Source organism: Pseudomonas sp. RGM 3321, assembly GCF_022836805.1.
Lineage (GTDB): Bacteria > Pseudomonadota > Gammaproteobacteria > Pseudomonadales > Pseudomonadaceae > Aquipseudomonas.
In genome coordinates this window covers 503811-519980 of the sequence record NZ_JALHBH010000121.1, presented here as the reverse complement: position 1 = coordinate 519980, position 16170 = coordinate 503811, and the positions used below count along the sequence as shown (strand labels likewise).

At 59.3% G+C, this 16170-nt stretch carries 16 protein-coding genes; 5 read left to right on the top strand and 11 right to left on the bottom strand.

Annotated features, from left to right (window positions below; translation table 11 throughout):
- Window positions 1–672, bottom strand: a complete 672-nt coding sequence (locus RGM3321_RS27695; RefSeq protein ID WP_244395675.1) for a TetR/AcrR family transcriptional regulator — start codon at window positions 670–672, stop codon at window positions 1–3.
- 106 nt (window positions 673–778) lie between these two features.
- On the bottom strand, window positions 779–2686 hold the full coding sequence (gene quiC / locus RGM3321_RS27690; protein WP_244395674.1) for a 3-dehydroshikimate dehydratase QuiC: 1908 nt from the start codon (window positions 2684–2686) through the stop codon (window positions 779–781).
- Window positions 2687–3303: 617 nt separating this feature from the next.
- On the opposite strand from quiC, the gene RGM3321_RS27685 reads away from it, so the two are divergent.
- Window positions 3304–4632, top strand: a complete 1329-nt coding sequence (locus RGM3321_RS27685) for an MFS transporter (protein ID WP_244395673.1) — start codon at window positions 3304–3306, stop codon at window positions 4630–4632.
- Window positions 4633–5149: 517 nt separating this feature from the next.
- Here the strand turns inward: RGM3321_RS27685 and RGM3321_RS27680 are convergent.
- Entirely contained in the window at window positions 5150–6037 is an 888-nt protein-coding gene (locus RGM3321_RS27680) for a DMT family transporter (protein ID WP_002553127.1), read from the bottom strand.
- A gap of 260 nt (window positions 6038–6297) precedes the next feature.
- Here RGM3321_RS27680 and RGM3321_RS27675 point away from each other — a divergent pair, with 260 nt between their 5' ends.
- A complete protein-coding gene (locus RGM3321_RS27675; protein WP_244395672.1) occupies window positions 6298–7554 on the top strand; it encodes an OprD family porin in 1257 nt (418 codons plus the stop codon).
- 253 nt (window positions 7555–7807) lie between these two features.
- Here the strand turns inward: RGM3321_RS27675 and pcaC are convergent, their stop codons facing one another.
- From pcaC to RGM3321_RS27635, 8 genes are all read right to left on the bottom strand, one after another.
- Entirely contained in the window at window positions 7808–8206 is a 399-nt protein-coding gene (gene pcaC / locus RGM3321_RS27670) for a 4-carboxymuconolactone decarboxylase (protein WP_044319470.1), read from the bottom strand.
- Window positions 8203–9564, bottom strand: a complete 1362-nt coding sequence (locus RGM3321_RS27665; RefSeq protein ID WP_347880987.1) for a 3-carboxy-cis,cis-muconate cycloisomerase — start codon at window positions 9562–9564, stop codon at window positions 8203–8205. Before RGM3321_RS27665 ends, pcaC begins: the two co-directional genes overlap by 4 nt.
- 24 nt (window positions 9565–9588) lie before the next feature.
- The gene (locus RGM3321_RS27660; RefSeq protein WP_244395671.1) at window positions 9589–10938 is read right to left on the bottom strand and encodes an MFS transporter; all 1350 of its coding nucleotides are present in this window, start codon (window positions 10936–10938) and stop codon (window positions 9589–9591) included.
- Window positions 10939–11024: 86 nt separating this feature from the next.
- Window positions 11025–11627, bottom strand: a complete 603-nt coding sequence (gene pcaG, locus RGM3321_RS27655; RefSeq protein ID WP_244395670.1) for a protocatechuate 3,4-dioxygenase subunit alpha — start codon at window positions 11625–11627, stop codon at window positions 11025–11027.
- 11 nt (window positions 11628–11638) lie between these two features.
- Entirely contained in the window at window positions 11639–12358 is a 720-nt protein-coding gene (gene pcaH / locus RGM3321_RS27650) for a protocatechuate 3,4-dioxygenase subunit beta (protein WP_003366939.1), read from the bottom strand.
- A 125-nt stretch (window positions 12359–12483) separates the two neighbouring features.
- Window positions 12484–13413, bottom strand: coding sequence for a pca operon transcription factor PcaQ (gene pcaQ, locus RGM3321_RS27645; protein ID WP_244395669.1), 930 nt, complete (start codon window positions 13411–13413; stop codon window positions 12484–12486).
- Between the two features lie 52 nt (window positions 13414–13465).
- Window positions 13466–13708 (bottom strand): glutaredoxin family protein, encoded by a 243-nt coding sequence (locus tag RGM3321_RS27640; protein WP_003315616.1) that lies wholly within the window; start codon window positions 13706–13708, stop codon window positions 13466–13468.
- Window positions 13709–13764: 56 nt separating this feature from the next.
- Window positions 13765–14835, bottom strand: a complete 1071-nt coding sequence (locus RGM3321_RS27635) for an acyltransferase (RefSeq protein WP_244395668.1) — start codon at window positions 14833–14835, stop codon at window positions 13765–13767.
- A 243-nt stretch (window positions 14836–15078) separates the two neighbouring features.
- On the opposite strand from RGM3321_RS27635, the gene RGM3321_RS27630 reads away from it, so the two are divergent.
- The 3 genes from RGM3321_RS27630 to RGM3321_RS27620 are packed head-to-tail and all read left to right on the top strand — an operon-like array spanning window position 15079 to window position 16143.
- Window positions 15079–15393 (top strand): YqjD family protein, encoded by a 315-nt coding sequence (locus RGM3321_RS27630; RefSeq protein WP_002553118.1) that lies wholly within the window; start codon window positions 15079–15081, stop codon window positions 15391–15393.
- Between the two features lie 4 nt (window positions 15394–15397).
- On the top strand, window positions 15398–15790 hold the full coding sequence (locus RGM3321_RS27625; protein WP_244395667.1) for a phage holin family protein: 393 nt from the start codon (window positions 15398–15400) through the stop codon (window positions 15788–15790).
- A complete protein-coding gene (locus RGM3321_RS27620) occupies window positions 15787–16143 on the top strand; it encodes a hypothetical protein (RefSeq protein WP_002553116.1) in 357 nt (118 codons plus the stop codon). Before RGM3321_RS27625 ends, RGM3321_RS27620 begins: the two co-directional genes overlap by 4 nt.
- Window positions 16144–16170 lie beyond the last annotated feature (27 nt).

Sequence of the window (16170 nt, the reverse complement as noted above, 5' to 3'; positions counted from 1 at the left end):
TCAGCGCTTGAGGTAACGCAGCACAGCGTCGCAAATCATCGCCTTGTGACGCTGTTTGACCTCCTCGCTCCACAGCTCGATCTGGAAAATTTCGCTGAAGGTATGGCGGTTGGAGATCCGGTAAAAGCAGAACGAACTGATCATCAGGTGCAGGTCCACCGGATGAACGCCATCGCGGAACAAGCCACTGGCCTCGCCGCGACGCAGGATACCGTCGAGCGCCCTGATGATGTTCTGGCTTTTGGCTTGAATCGAATCGGACTGTTTGACGTTCTCGCCGTAATGAATGTTTTCGATGCACACGATGCGGACGAAATCGACGTTGCTGTCGTGGTGATCGAACGTGAACTCCACAACGCGATGAATCGCCTCGACAGGCTCCAGCTCCCCCAGATTCAGCTCGCTCTCGGTGTTGCGAATCGCGCCGTAGAGTTTTTCCAGCACTTCGACATACAGCTGCTCCTTGCTGCCGAAGTAGTAATAGATCATCCGTTTCGAGGTTTTAGTGCGCTCGGCGATGGCATCGACGCGCGCGCCCGTAAGACCGTGGGCAACGAATTCGGCGACAGCAGCCTGAAGAATGTCTTCGCGGGTTTTTTCCGGGTTGTTCTTGCGGCCCTTGGGCGCGGTAGCGGCGGGTTCAACGGCAACGGCGGAGTCGATTTTTTTCATTGTTGGCTCATGACCACGGGTAATGCGCGAAGTATGAAGCTGACCGCAGGCAGAGGGAAGCTGCGAGGGATCGAACCCTCGCAGCAGCTCTACTGTCGGCCTCGCTTTACAGCCGCGCCTGACGCGCTGCTACATTGCGCGCCTTGGCCATCGCCGCCAGACGCACCGGCACGTTGGCCGCGCCATAGCCCACGTAGCCATTCTTGCGTTGCAGAATCTCGAAGAAGAAGCGCCCGTCGAAGGCATCTGTGTAGACGTGGAACAGCTCGCCGCCCTGCGCATCGCGGTCATAAAGCACGTTGTAATACGCCAGTTCGCTGAGAAACTCTTCATCGAAATCGAAGCGGGCTGCCAGATCGTCGTAGTAATTGAGCGGGATGTCCAGCAACGGCACCCCCGCTTCCTTGGCGCGGCTGACCTCGGCAAAGATGTCTTCACAGGAGAACGCAATGTGATGCACCCCAGAGCCGCGATAGCTCGACAGCGCGTGGGAAATGGCCGTGTTGCGATTCTCGGAAATGTTCAGCGGCAGGCGCACGGTACTGCAACGGCTGCGCAGTGCGCGGCTCTTGACCAGACCGTAGGGGTCGGGCAAGACCACTTCGTCGTCAGCCTCGAAATCCAGAATGCTTTTGTAGAACAGTACCCAGCTGTCCAGGCTGTCGGCGGGCAGCGCCATGGCCATGTGGTCGATACGCTGCAAACCACCCTTGGCAACCGCTTGCGGGTCGACGACAAAATCGCTGTCGTAAATCGATTCTCCGGGCGCAGCGTTATCAACCAGATAGATCAGGCTACCGTCGGGCGCACGGACTGAAGGAATCTCCCGCTCATTGGGGCCGACCAGCCCGCGGTACGGCTGGCCCTTGAAGGCCCTTGCACGCTCCAGCGACTGATGGCCGTCATCGACGCGCAAGGCAGTGGCGCACAACGACGGTCCGTGGGCCTCGAAAAAGCTATGGGCAAAAGAATAGGGTTCGGCATTGAGCACGATCCTGATATCACCCTGCCCCAGCAGACTGACGGCCTTGGAGCGATGCTGACCCAGCTTGGCAAAGCCCAGCCGTTGCAGCCAGCCCGACAGGCGCGCGCCGTGGCTCTCGTCGACCGCAAACTCCAGAAACTCGACGCCGTTGTAAGCGCTGGCAGCGGGCGGGTTGAAGAGTATTTCAGGCGCAGCGGCTGGCTCGTCACGCGCCATCAACTGGCGGGTTTTTTCTTCCAGATAAAGCAGCGAACGCAAACCGTCCGCCGCATTGGCACGAGTCGGTGCGGCACGGAAACCGTCGTTGAATACTTCCAGCGACAACGGACCGGTGTAGCCGCTGCGCAGAATCGGCGCGAGGAAACCGGCAAGATCAAACTCGCCCTGACCGGGGAAGCAGCGGAAATGGCGGCTCCACTCCAGCACATCCATGGCCAGAATCGGCGCGTCGGCCATTTGCACAAAGAAGATCTTGTCACCCGGGATTTGCGCAATCGCGCTCGGGTCGCCCTTGAGTGACAAGGTATGGAAGCTGTCGAGCAACACCCCAAGTGCCGGATGATCAACCTGACGCACCAGGTTCCAGACCTGTTGCCAGGTGTTCACATGCTTGCCCCAGGCCAGCGCCTCATAACCGACACGCAGGTTACGGGTTCCGGCACGCTCGGCCAGCAGGCTCAGGTCATCCAGCAGAATGTTCTCGTCGCCCACCGAATCGGCAGACGCATTGCTGCAGACCAGCACCAGATCGGTGCCCAGTTCCTGCATCAGATCGAATTTGCGTTCGGCACGGTCGACATTGCGCTGCAGACGATCACGGCGGCAGCCTTCAAAATCCCGGAACGGCTGGAACAGGGTGATGGCGATCCCCAGATCGGCACATATCTGCCTGACGTTGCGTGGGCTACCGTCGTAATACAACAAGTCGTTTTCGAAAATCTCGACGCCGTCAAAGCCGGCTGCGGCGATGGCTTCGAGCTTTTCGGGCAGAGTACCGCTCAAGGATACGGTAGCAATTGAACGCTGCATGCTTTTCAGCTCCTGGATGAACGCAACCTGTTTCGGTCGCGACTGGACAGCACCGCATTCCTGGCCTTTCCCGGCCTTATTCAGAGGTGCGAATAAAGTATTTGCCTGTCAAAATACTACAGCAACATAAAGTGTACGAACCGGTTAGTTTTACGTTCGATTATCGAACAAAAGCCGTTTTACTCAATTGACGCTGTATCGCGCAATGCTCAACATCAGCATCACATTGCAGGGTAGACCCGCAGTCAAACGTTTTGATCTTTTGCTTCATCAGCAGCAACCCATAACAATTCAAAAAACAGGAACATTGCTCATGTGCACCCCTCTCGCTTTGCTCGCCCGCTCGCCCGTCCGTCTCACCCGACGTCAGGTTCAACGAACTCGTCCGGCCAAAAGTCCGGCGCGGATCTGCGTCTCCTGAAACATTCCAACACACTTGCGCGGCCCAACCTGTAAATTGTCGGCCCGACGGATCGTCTCGATGACAGCCTGAGTCAACAGGCCAGTCGAATCACGGTTCTACGACTTCACTTTACCTGCACAACGCCTGCATCGAGTGGACTTCTCAGTCCGACTGTTGCCAGCAGCACAGTCCTGGAACGGATGGTTAGAACATCATGCTTAACACCCAGACCAACCCTGTCGCCCAGGCCGCCCGTGCCGGGATGGGCGAAAAGATTCGCGGCGCGCTCGCCGTGGGCAAGACGCGCTGGGGCATGCTCGCCCTGGTGTTCTTCGCCACCACGCTGAACTACATCGACCGGGCGGCGCTTGGCGTCATGCAGCCCATCCTCGCCAAGGAAATGAGCTGGACGGCGATGGACTACGCCAACATCAACTTCTGGTTTCAGGTCGGTTACGCGGTGGGCTTCGTGCTGCAAGGCCGCTTTATTGACAAGGTCGGCGTCAAGCGCGCGTTCTTCCTCGCGGTGCTGCTGTGGAGCCTGGCGACCGGTGCCCACGGTCTTGCAACTTCCGCCGTGGGTTTCATGGTCTGCCGGTTCATTCTGGGCCTGACCGAGGCGGCCAACTACCCGGCCTGTGTAAAGACCACACGTCTGTGGTTCCCGGCAGGTGAGCGTGCAGTGGCGACTGGCATTTTCAACGCTGGCACTAACGTCGGCGCAATGGTGACCCCGGCGCTGCTGCCGCTGATCCTCACCGTCTGGGGCTGGCAGGCCGCCTTCGTGGCGATGGGTTCGCTGGGGCTGATCTGGGTCTTCATGTGGCGCCTGAAATATTACAACCCCGAAGAGCATCCGACAGTCAGCAAGACCGAGCTGGATTACATCAACCAGGAGGTCGAACCTGCGCCGGTCAAGGTGCCCTTCACCGGCATTCTGAAGATGCGCGGCACTTGGGCGTTCGCGCTGGCTTACGCCATTACTGCGCCGGTGTTCTGGTTTTACTTGTACTGGTTGCCGCCGTTTCTCAATCAGCAGTACAACCTGGGGATCAGCGTGACGCAGATGGGCATCCCGCTGATCCTGATCTGGCTGACCGCCGACTTCGGCAGTGTGGGTGGCGGCATTCTGTCCTCCTGGCTGATCGGGCGCGGCATGCGTGCGACCACTGCGCGTCTGCTGTCGATGCTGATCTTTGCCATCACTATCTGCAGCGTGGTGTTTGCCGCCAATGCCAGCGGCCTGTGGGTCGCGGTACTGGCCATCTCGCTTGCGGTGGGTGCGCATCAGGCCTGGACCGCAAACATCTGGAGCCTGGTGATGGACTACACGCCCAAGCACATGATGAGTACAGTGTTCGGCTTCGGCGGCATGTGTGCTGCCATCGGCGGCATGTTCATGACCCAGATTGTCGGTGCCGTGCTGACCGCCACCAACAACAATTACAACGTGCTGTTCACCATGATCCCGGCGATGTATTTCATCGCGCTGATCTGGCTGTACTTCATGGCCCCGCGCAAGGTGCCGACGCTCAGCGAGTAATCGTCTGACGCTGCCAGAAAACCCAGAATGGCTATCGTCCCCACGCTCCGCGTGGGGATGCAGTTCGTGACGCTCTGCGTCACACAGCGGGTTTTCTTTGTCAGGTGGATTGGGGTCCGACTCAGGTCACCTTTTCGCCCCTCGGCGACTCACTTTGAAGGACCAAAGTGAGCAAAGTCCCTCGCTCCTGTTTCCGGCCCGACTTCGTCGGGTTCCTTCGCCCTGACACTGATCCGGGGGGCGCCGCAACGGGCCATCCATGGCCCGGTGCGGCTAGCCTGGCGTCCTGCCAGGCCACCCCCGGATCAGCGTCAGGACTCAGCCGTCACTAAGGTCGCAATTTTCGTCGTCTGTGCCATCGTGGTTGAAAGGCACTGCGTTGGCAGCGGCTGCGCGTAAAGCGTGGACGTTGCGCTGCGGTACAGATGCGACGCAGAGCGTCACGAACTGCATGCCAACGCGGAGCATTGGCACGATAGTCAGTCAGATTTGTGTATTCGTGCGAGGGAACAGCTCATCACCCACCCTTACGCCGCTGTTGCCACGCTGCCGCCAGGCCACTGAGGCAGATGATGGCGATGCCTGCCTGTGCGGTCGGTGATGGCATGTGATCGAACACCACGAAACCCAGCAGCCCGGCAAACACGATCTGGCAATAGCTGAACGGTGCGAGCATGGCCGGGGCGGCGAAGCGGAAGGCCTGGGTCAGCAGCAAGTGGGCTGACATGCCACATGCCCCCAGCGCCAGCAGAAACGGCAGATGTTTAAGCGCAGGCACTTCCCAGAAGAACGGCACCAGCGCGCTCATCAACAGGGTATTGAACAGCCCGGCAAAAAAGTTGCTGGTGGTCGGGCTGTCGAACGGGCTGACCAGCCTCGTCAGGAGCTGATACAGCGCAAAACACAAGGCTGACGACAGCGGCAGCAGAATCGCCGGGGTAAAAAGTTCGCCCCCCGGATGAATGATGATCATCACCCCGATAAACCCGACAACCACCGCAACCCACTGCCCGCGCGTCACACGCTCATGCAACAACGGCACCGACAGTGCCGTGACCAGCAACGGCGCAAGAAAGTTGACCGCCGTCGCCTCTGCCTGCGGAATGAACATCAGGCTGCTGGTAAACAGCAGACTGGTGCCCAGCAGGGCCAGCGCACGCAATGCCTGCAATCCGGGACGCTTGGTACGCAGCACGCGCAACCCCGCCGATGGCATGAAGATGCAGGCCATGAGCAGCGTGTGCACTAGATAGCGCGCCCATACCACCAGAATGATCGGATAGAAACCGGACAGGTACTTGGAAAGTGTGTCGTGACTGGCGAACAGAAAAGTCGCCAGAAGAATGAAACCAATCCCTTTCAGGGGCTGGTTGACGCCGGACAAAGGCGTACTGGCAGTGCTCATCGCGCTTCCTTGTTCAAGTTTCAGCAGCCGGACGCCGTGGCCGAAAACGCCAGAGCACGTTGCCTATATTTACAGAGCCGTATCAACAGACCAGTGAGCATCGCACACGCGTTTGCAACGTCCCTCACAAAATGTTCGAACCGGTTCATTAACGTTCGATAATCGCCCGAAACAGTTATTTCACAATTGCACGGCACCTTCCGTCCTTTCACTATCGTAGCCAGCTACAAGACTCAATAACTACAAAAAAGGTCTGTTCCATGCGCGCCAATTCCTCCTGCAAACTCCTTTGCGGTCTGTCTGCGGCCATTGCTGCAAACCTGACACCCATCAGCAGTAACGCTGCCGGGTTCGTCGAAGACGCCAAGGTCAATCTGAACCTACGCAACTTCTACATCAACCGCAACTTCGTAGACCCGGCCAATGCGCAGAACTACGCCGAGGAGTGGACGCAGAACTTCATCCTCGACGCCCGCTCCGGCTTCACCCAAGGAACCGTCGGCTTTGGCGTGGATGCGCTGGGCCTTTACTCGCTCAAGCTCGACGGCGGCAAGGGAACGGGCGGCACGCAATTGCTGCCAATCCACAGCGATGGACGCCCGGCTGACGACTTCGGCAGACTGGCCGTGGCCGGCAAGGCGCGCTTCTCGAAGACCGAATTGAAGGTCGGCGAATGGATGCCCGTGTTGCCGATCCTGCGCTCGGATGACGGCCGCTCGCTGCCGCAAACCTTTCAGGGCGGGCAGATAACCTCCAAAGAGATCGACGGGCTGACCCTGTACGGCGGCCAGTTCCGCGGCAACAGCCCGCGCAACGACGCCAGCATGGAAGACATGTCCTTGAATGGCCGCTCAGCGTTCACCTCAGACCGTTTCAACTTTGGTGGCGGCGAGTATGTTTTCAACGACAAACGCACTCAGGTCGGGGTCTGGTACGCCGAGCTTGAAAACATCTACCACCAGCAATATTTCAACCTGCTGCACAGCCAGCCGCTGGGCAGCTGGACGCTGGGTGCCAACCTTGGCTACTTCCAGGGCAAGGACGATGGCCAGTCGCTGGCCGGGGATCTGGACAACAAGACCTGGTCAGCGATGCTCTCGGCACGGCACGGTGGCAATACCTTTTACCTGGGTCTGCAGAAGGTCAGCGGCGACAGCGCCTGGATGCGCGTCAACGGTACCAGCGGCGGTACACTGGCCAACGACAGTTACAACTCCAGCTTCGACAATGCCAAGGAAAAATCCTGGCAGTTACGCCACGACTACGACTTCGCAGCCCTGGGCGCACCCGGCCTGACCCTGATGAACCGCTACATCAGCGGCGACAATGTACACACCGGCGCTATCACCGACGGCGAAGAGTGGGCACGGGAAACCGAACTGGCCTACGTGTTCCAGAGTGGCGCGTTCAAAAGCCTGTCGCTCAAATGGCGCAACTCGACCATGCGTCGTGACTACAACACCAACCAGTTCGACGAAAACCGCCTGATCGTCAGCTACCCGCTGTCGCTGCTCTAAAAAACAAAAACGCCGCCACGGTTGATCACTTATCGTTATACAGAAATCTAACTGACTATCGTGCCGACGCTCCGCGTCGGCATGCAGTTCTGGACGCTCTGCGTCCTCTTTGTGGCGCTACGCGCCACGCGCTGGTTCTGCGAATCAGTGAGATTCAGGCCCGACTTCGTGATAAAACAGCGCTTTTATTTATGGGCAGTGAACGCGGGTAAGGCATGACATTTCGCTGCAGCACTCCTTGTTATGCGACTTTTCAGTCTTCCTTCAACGACTCCACCCCCATCTCGTCCCACACTGCTTCGGCCAAGTGGAACGTTGCATTGGCCGCCGGAATGCCGCAGTAGATCGCGCTCTGCATCAGCACTTCCTTGATTTCCTCACGGGTCACGCCATTGTTTTTTGCGGCTTTCAGGTGCAGGCGCAATTCGCCCTCGCGATTCATGCCGATCAACATCGCAATGGTAATCAGGCTGCGGGTATGGCGTGGCAGCCCCGGACGAGTCCAGATATCACCCCAGGCGTGACGGGTAATCATCTCCTGGAATTCTTCATTGAACGGCGTCAGTTTGCTCAGGCTGTTGTCGACATGCGCATCGCCGAGCACAGCGCGGCGCACCTGCATGCCAGCTTCGTAACGTTCGTCTTCGGTCATCGGGAAATCCTTGTGTGTTCAGCCACGGCACGCTCGACCCATTGTCGGGCCTGGCCAAGGTAATGGGCCGGATCAAGCAGACGATCCAGCTCGTCGGAAGAAAACTGCTCGCTGACTTGCGGGGTTTCGCCGAGCACCTGACGCAAATGCGCGCCCTGCTCTACCGCGCGCCGGCAGCACTGTTCTACCAGATGGTGGGCAGCGTCGCGCCCGATGCGCTGAGCCAGCGCAATGCTCACTGCCTCGGCGAGCACCAGCCCTTTGGTGGATTGCAGATTGATCGCCATACGCTCGGTATCGACCTGCAGACCGGGTATCACCTGCAACGCCTGTTGCAGCGAACCGGAAACCAGACAGCACAGCTCAGGCAAGGTTTCCCACTCGGCATGCCACAGGCCGAGACTGCGTTCATGCTCCTGCGGCATGGCCGCGAACATGGTGGCGACCAGCCCCGGTGCGCGGGTGGCTGTACTGATCATGACGGCAGCGCCAACCGGGTTGCGCTTGTGCGGCATGGTCGAAGACCCGCCCTTGCCCGGTGCCGAGGGCTCGAAGACCTCGCCCACTTCGGTCTGCATCAGCAGGCTCACGTCGCGCCCCAGTTTGCCGAGGCTGCCAGCGATCAGGCCCAGCAGACCGGCAAACTCCACCAGTCGGTCGCGCTGGGTGTGCCAAGGCTGCTCGGGCAACTCCAGTTGCAGCTCGCCCGCCAGTGCTTCGGCCACCGAAAAGGCCTGATCGCCCAGCGCCGCGAGACTGCCGGAAGCACCGCCGAATTGCAGGCACAACAGGCGCGGTTTGATCTCGTTCAAGCGCTGTCGATGACGAGTTACTGCGCCCAGCCAGCCAGCGATTTTCATCCCCAGGGTGACCGGCGTGGCCTGCTGCAGCCAGGTGCGTCCAGCCAGCGGCGTACCAGCATGACGCTGTGCCTGCTCAGCCATCGCATCGGCCAGTCGGGTGAGGTCACGCTCAAGCAGCACGATCGCTCGACGCAGTTGCAGGATCAGCCCGCTGTCCATCACATCCTGACTGGTTGCGCCCATGTGCACATAGCGCTCGGCCTCAGCGCTGCGTGCGGCAATCTGTTTGCCCAGCGCCTTGACCAGCGGAATCGCCGAATTGCCAGCGCTGCCAATGGCGATTGCCAGCGCGTCGAAATCGAACAGCCGTGCGTCGCAGCTCAGCTCGATGTCGGCGACCGCCTCGGGCGGGATGAGGCCGACGCGTGCCTGTGCCCGCGCCAGTGCAGCCTCGAAATCGAGCATGCCCTGTACCCGGCCTTCATCCGAAAAGATCTCGCGCATTTCGGGTTGCATGAAGTAGGCATCGAAAAGTTGATTGCTCGCTCTGTTCACATCACCACTCCAGATTGAAAGGTTTCAGGTAGCATCCGAATGACTGACCCAGCCCTTGATCAGCACCGCTATCGCGGCCAGGGCAGCCGGGACCACCAGCGCCGTCAGCACCTGTTCGAAGCTCCAGCCCAGGCCCAACAGTGTGGCACCGGCCCAAGCACCGAGAATGGCACCGAAGCGACCTATCCCGAGCATCCACGACACCCCCGTTGCACGCCCCTGAGTGGGGTAGAAACGTGCCGCCAGTGACGGCATTGCAGACTGCGCACCGTTGATGCACATCCCGGCCAGCAGCACCAGCGTGGCCAACAGGGCGACATTGCCCAGACTCTGCCCGACCAGCCAGGCGAACACCCCCGCCAGCGCGTACGCACAACCAATGACCTTGTGCGGGTTGTAACGATCCATCGCCCAGCCGACGCCCACAGCGCTCAACACGCCGCCGAACTGAAACAGCGCACCGATGAACGCCGATTGCTCCATACTCGCGCCACTGTCGCGCATCAGCGTCGGCAGCCAGCTGGTCAACAGGTAGACGATAACCAGCCCCATGAAATACGTCAGCCACAGCAACAGCGTGCCAGCGCTGTATGTGCCGGAGAAAATCACTTTCAGCACATTGCGGCTACTGACCATTTTCTGTTCAGGAACGCTGAAATCGGTGATGCCAGCCAACGCCTTCGGCGCAATCGGTGCCAGCACTTTGCGAATCCGCTCCGCACCGCGATTGCGTACCACCAGAAACCGCGCCGATTCCGGCAGCCAGACCATCAGTACCACCGCCAGTATCAACGGCAGAATACCGCCCAGCATCAGCAGGCTGTGCCAGCCCATGCTCGGGATCAGTTTGGCCGACACAAAACCACCGCAGGCCATGCCCAGATTGAAACCACAGAACATGCTGGTCACCAGCAGCGACTTGAGCCGCTCGGGCGTGTATTCCGACAGCAACGTGGTGGCATTGGGCATCGCTGCACCGAGCCCCAGCCCGGTCAGAAGGCGTAATACCAGCAGTTGATCAATGTTGCTGCTGTAGGCAGACGCCAGGCTGAACAGACCGAACAGGAACACCGCGACCACCAGCACCACCTTGCGGCCGAACCGGTCGGCCAGCGGGCCGGAACCCAGCGCGCCGAACACCATACCGATCAGCGCAGCGCTCATCACCGGGCCCAGGCTTGCCCGGTCGATACCCCAGTCCTGGCTGAGCGCTGGTGCAATAAAGCCCATTGCGGCGGTATCAAGACCGTCCAGAAACACGATCAGAAAACACAGTGCAACCACCCGCCACTGATACCCGGACAACGGTTGCGCATTGATGAAGGCCTGAACGTCGAGCGTACCCGGCACAGGCTTGCTGGCGGAAAGCGTCATGGAGATGTCCTTTTATTTTTATAAGGTCGCCTGCCGATGCAGGCGCCGGGAACGCACGCACATTGATACGCAAATCGACAACCGATTCAGAAATCGAAAAACACCGTTTCGCCTTCACCCTGCACACGGATATCAAAACGATAGGCCGCTTGCCCATCGTGCGTGCAGCGGCGCGCCACCAGCGTTTCGCGACGCGGCGGTTGCTCGATCAAATTGAGCACCGGGTCCTGAGCATTGGCCTGCGCTTCGTCATCGAAATATAACCGCGTCTGCAGATGAATGTTGATACCGCGGGCAAACAGCGAAACGTTGATGTGCGCAGCCATCGGCACCCCGGCCGCATTACGTGCCGAGCCTGGCTTGATGGTTTTCAGAATCCATTGGCCGTCGTCAGTGGTCGCCGTGCGACCGAAGCCGTTGAACGGCCGGTCTGGGTCGAATTCGCTGTGATACGCGCCTTGATGGTCGGCCTGCCAGAATTCCAGATACGCATCGCGGATCAGATGACCGTTGCCGTCGAAGACGTTGCCCAGCAGCACGATATGCTCGCCCGGCGCGTCGGGCCTGGCCATCTCGTTCCAGATTTCCAGCTCTCGGGTCGGATTGCCAGCCACTTGCGGTGCCAGACCGATGTGCACGTAAGGGCCAGCGGTTTGCGAAGGGGTTTCCTGCAGTAATTGAACGGGCATGTCGGGCCTCCTCAGCAGTTTTCGAAGTGTGTCTTGCGCTGGCCGCGCAACACGATGTCAAAGCGGTACGCCAGGCAATCCATTGGATTACCCATCCCCAGATCGAGCCTGGCAATAAGGCTCTGCACGGCGTCCGGGTTGGCGATGGCCTTGACAATCGGGCAGATCGGAATCAACGGATCGCCTTCGAAATACAGCTGGGTGATCAGGCGTGTGGCAATCGACGGGCCGCTGATCGACACATGAATATGCGCCGGGCGCCAGTCGTTAGGGCCGTTGCGCCACGGGTAAGGGCCTGGCTTGACGGTGCGAAAGCTGTAATTGCCTTCGCTGTCGGTCAGCGCTCGCCCTACGCCGCCAAAGTTGGGGTCGATGGGTGCCAGATAGGCATCGCGTTTGTGGCGATAACGCCCGCCGGCATTGGCCTGCCAGATCTCCACCAAGGTATGCGGAATCGGCTTGCCGTACTGATCACAGACCCTGCCGGCAAGCAGGATGCGCTCACCGATCGGCAGCCCACCGTTGTTGAAGTTGAGCAGCAGATCGTTGTCGTGCTGGCCAAATTTCAAATGCGAGAAATCCGGGCCCGTGGTTTCGGAAATGGATTGCGGGATACTGACCAGCGCTTGGCGCGGTGAGCGCAGGATCGAGGTCTTGTAATCAGGTGTCAGGGCTTTGGGATGCCAGTTTCGATCACGAATGACGAAGCGGCTATTGTCCGCGGCAGACATGGCGTTCTCCTTGTTTTTCTTATGGGCGCAGGCGTCGATCACTTGCGCTACAGGCTGCGGCGAAGTGTCGCGCGATCCATACTTATAGAGAATTGAAATAAAACCGGCCATCCATAACCAAATGGTTATGCATACTGCGCTTTGCGGTAGGTGTCTCCGACGCCTCGTAGCTCATCCACACACCATTGCGCCGCGCGTGTCAGCGGCAAAGCCGGGTTGCTGCACAGGCCGACCGAACCACCCGGCTCACGAATGCCCATGTCCAGTTCGACCAGAGTGCCGCCTTTCAACTCCAGCAATACAGCATCAAGTGGCGCGATCCAGATTGCATCGCTGCACTGCACATAGCGGCGGCTCAGGGTGAGCGAGAGTGTTTCAAGGCGCTGACGTGGCATGCGGATACCGCACTGTACAAACAGACTGTCGGCAAACTTGCGGATGGTGGTGCCCGCCAGCGGCAGCACCAGTGGGAACTGCTCCAGACTTTCAGGCTTGAGCGGCGCGGTCAGTAACGGGTGCTCGTTGCGCACCACCAGCGTCATCGACTCGTTGTACAGATGCTCGAACGTCAGCCCCTGAATCTGCGGGCTGTCAGTCATGCGTCCGACCACGAGGTCCAGCTCCCCTACCCTCAGTTGCGACAGCAGATAAGCACTGGGACCGGTCATCACGCTGACAATCAACGCCGGGTGGCGCTCGTGCAGACGATGGACCACCTCCGGAACCAGCAGGCTTTCAGCCGTTGACAGCACGCCCAGCCGTGCGGTCACAGTTTCGTGCTCACCCGAGCGCAGGCTGCTGACACCTTCACGCAGGGCCTGGACGCTCGGCCCGGCGAAACGCATGAATGCCACGCCCGCTTCGGTCAGCGCCGCACCGCTCTTGCTGCGCACAAACAAGGTTGTGGCCAGCAGGGTTTCCAGTTCCTTGAGACTTTTTGACAGCGCAGGCTGACTGATCGCCAGAACGTCCGAGGCACGCGCCAGGCTGCCCTGCCGGGCCACTTCAAGAAAGCAGACCAGATGGCGAAATTTGATGCGTGTATCGATATTCACTGCGCGTCGTGTCCGGTAAATGAAAGGGAATGCAGCTCAACGACAAGGCAACTCAGCGACTCAGAAACGACGCAACCTGAGGCGCGTCAAATGGCCAGTCCAACTCATCGCCGGTGTCGACTCTACGCAACACCGGAACGCGCAACTCGTAGCGCTCAAGCAGTTGCTCATCCTCGCAGATGTCGACCAGCTCAACCAGCAGGCCGTGCTCGATGGCGAACGGCAGTAAAACCGCTTCGGCAACCTCACACAACGGGCATCCCAAGGTACTGAACAGCTGGCATTCGGGCGGCATGAATTGATCCTCGGCAAATCCTCTACGACGGAAATTATTCTAGGCGCACCCCGGGATCACGTCGACATCCGGAAATGCGTCTTGCTGAACGCGTTCGCACGGTCCAGTACCGGTTTTTCGAAACAACGGTATCCGACCCAGCCGTAAAACACCGCCGCCGCCATCATCAGCAGTGCGAAAAACAGGTTGTCCAGATAGCTTTCGGGCCAGGCGCCGACCAGGCTCCATACCCGCCCGATCACCCCCAGCACCAGCAGGTGAGACAGATAGATCGTGTAGGACATGTCACCCACAGCGACCAGAAACCCAGGCACAACCAGTTGTCGACGCCGTTCGAGCAGGGCAAGGGTCAGGACCAGCAGGCCGAACGTCCCTCCGACCATGAGCATGCGCAGCAAGCCCTGACTGTCGTATAACCGGAAGTAACCGATCAGGGGCACACCCAGCAGCAGCGCACCTCCCAACGACGCAAGGACGGCAGCTGTCGGCACGCGTGCGCTGTGCCGACCATAAAAGAACAATGCCAGCGCTGCGCCAAGAATGAATTCAAGGGCGTAGGGATGCAGGATGATCTTCAGTGCGGGCGAATAGTCCTGCCAGTCGGTCAGCACGTTGAACACAACAATGATCAGCGCCCAGCCGCCGAGCAAAAGCGGCACACTGCGTTCACGAAACAACAGAAAGCCTGAGTACACGACGTAGAACCACAGTTCGAACAGCAGCGACCAGGCCACCATCACCAGCAGCACTTTATCGTTGGGCAGCAGCAGGAACGACATGAGCAAGCTGGAAGACCCATGCCCGCTGTTGACCATGCCCGGCTGCACCAGGTACACCGCCAGCGTAATAAAAAAGTACAGCCAGTACGTGGGGTAGATCCGCGACACCCTGTTGAATAGAAAGCGTCGCGCCTCGACCCCGCTCTGGAAACGGCCACGGCTGACAATCACCATCACGAAACCGCTGATGACGAAAAATAGATCGACACCCAACTGAAAAAAATCGAGCAGCGGCGGCAGAAGGATGTCGCCACCGGAAAACTTGCTCTCTACCGACATCATGTGAAACAACACCACACCCAGGACAGCTATGCCCCTGAGCCCCTGCAGGGAATACAGCCGCTCCATGCCTCTCTCCATTCAGCTCTTATATCGCGCGCCGTGCACATGATCACGCGGGTGGAGCATAGCCAATGGCCAGAAATACGGAACCCCAATCTTCAACACGTTGCGGTTTTTCCTGACAGATACTTTTGGAGTAAGGTGCAGCGGCAGCGCACAGCCTGATTGAACACCAGACGGCAATCGAAGTGAACCTTCAGGAATCACCTGTACTCGAAACATCCATATGCCACCCAAACGGAGAAAATCATGGCCCGCCAAACCGCACAGAACGCTCAGGAAATCCTGAGAGCCGACTTCCAGGTACTGGTTGCCGACACTGAGAAATTGCTGGCGCATACCGCATCGTTGGCAGGTGATCAGGCCGATGAACTGCGTGCCCAGATTCGTGAAAGCCTGCTGCGTGCCAAGGAAACGCTAAAGACCACTGAAGACTCGCTTCGCGAGCGCGGTGAGGCTGCTGTGATCGCGACCGAAGATTACGTTCAGAACAACCCCTGGCAGTCAGTCGGTATCGCCGCAGGTGTCGGCTTTCTGATCGGTCTGCTGGCTACAAGGCGCTAACATCATGACTCTGGGAACGGAATCAGCACCGCCCGAGGGAACTCCGGGCTCTTCACCGCGGCGTCTTGGCGCTGCATTCCTTGGCCTGCTGCACACGCACGTCGAACTGTTCGGCATCGAATTGCAGGAGCAGAAGGCACGCACCGTGAGCCTGCTGCTGTTCGCGGGACTGGCGCTGGTTTTCGGCCTGCTACTGCTCACCGGCCTCTCGGCCTTGTTGCTGATCGTTCTGTGGGACAGCTATCGCCTGGCGGGTATTGTCGGCCTGTGTACGTTCTACCTGCTGGCCGCCGTGTTCTGCGGGTTGCGCCTCAAGGCAGCGATTTTCGATGAGTCGTCGCCTTTCCACGCAACCCTTGAAGAGCTGGCCAACGACCGCGAGCGATTGATGCCATGAGTGAACCCAAGTCGCACCAGAGCAATACCCGTCGGGAACTGCGCAAGGCGTTAATACGCCTGCGCATGGAGATGCACCGTCAGGAAATTCGTCACGAATCGACGCAACTGCTGCAGCCGTTGCAACGCTTTCGCGGGATCCGCCATGACTGGAAAAGCGCGCTCGGCTTTCGCCACGCGCCACTCTGGGGAGTGGGCTCGGTCGCCCTGCTGGGGTTTCTGAGCGGTAAACGTGCCAAGACCGGACGCACCAGCCTGCTGGGTCGCCTGTTGAAGCTCGGCATCACGCTGACGCCACTGATCAAGGTCGCCATGCAGAGTCGCGCCATTCAGAACCGCAACCGCAGGCTCTGATTACGCCAGACTTTTTGCGTAAATCGA

Excerpts from the sequence above, each read along its gene's own strand:
- quiC (WP_244395674.1), bottom strand. The coding sequence starts at position 2,686 with ATGCAGCGTTCAATTGCTACCGTATCCTTGAGCGGTACTCTGCCCGAA.
- RGM3321_RS27660 (WP_244395671.1), bottom strand. The coding sequence starts at position 10,938 with ATGACGCTTTCCGCCAGCAAGCCTGTGCCGGGTACGCTCGACGTTCAG.
- RGM3321_RS27630 (WP_002553118.1), top strand. The coding sequence starts at position 15,079 with ATGGCCCGCCAAACCGCACAGAACGCTCAGGAAATCCTGAGAGCCGAC.
- RGM3321_RS27675 (WP_244395672.1), top strand. The coding sequence starts at position 6,298 with ATGCGCGCCAATTCCTCCTGCAAACTCCTTTGCGGTCTGTCTGCGGCC.
- pcaC (WP_044319470.1), bottom strand. The coding sequence starts at position 8,206 with ATGACCGAAGACGAACGTTACGAAGCTGGCATGCAGGTGCGCCGCGCT.
- pcaH (WP_003366939.1), bottom strand. The coding sequence starts at position 12,358 with ATGTCTGCCGCGGACAATAGCCGCTTCGTCATTCGTGATCGAAACTGG.
- RGM3321_RS27640 (WP_003315616.1), bottom strand. The coding sequence starts at position 13,708 with ATGCCGCCCGAATGCCAGCTGTTCAGTACCTTGGGATGCCCGTTGTGT.
- RGM3321_RS27680 (WP_002553127.1), bottom strand. The coding sequence starts at position 6,037 with ATGAGCACTGCCAGTACGCCTTTGTCCGGCGTCAACCAGCCCCTGAAA.
- RGM3321_RS27685 (WP_244395673.1), top strand. The coding sequence starts at position 3,304 with ATGCTTAACACCCAGACCAACCCTGTCGCCCAGGCCGCCCGTGCCGGG.
- RGM3321_RS27625 (WP_244395667.1), top strand. The coding sequence starts at position 15,398 with ATGACTCTGGGAACGGAATCAGCACCGCCCGAGGGAACTCCGGGCTCT.
- pcaG (WP_244395670.1), bottom strand. The coding sequence starts at position 11,627 with ATGCCCGTTCAATTACTGCAGGAAACCCCTTCGCAAACCGCTGGCCCT.
- RGM3321_RS27635 (WP_244395668.1), bottom strand. The coding sequence starts at position 14,835 with ATGGAGCGGCTGTATTCCCTGCAGGGGCTCAGGGGCATAGCTGTCCTG.
- RGM3321_RS27620 (WP_002553116.1), top strand. The coding sequence starts at position 15,787 with ATGAGTGAACCCAAGTCGCACCAGAGCAATACCCGTCGGGAACTGCGC.
- RGM3321_RS27695 (WP_244395675.1), bottom strand. The coding sequence starts at position 672 with ATGAAAAAAATCGACTCCGCCGTTGCCGTTGAACCCGCCGCTACCGCG.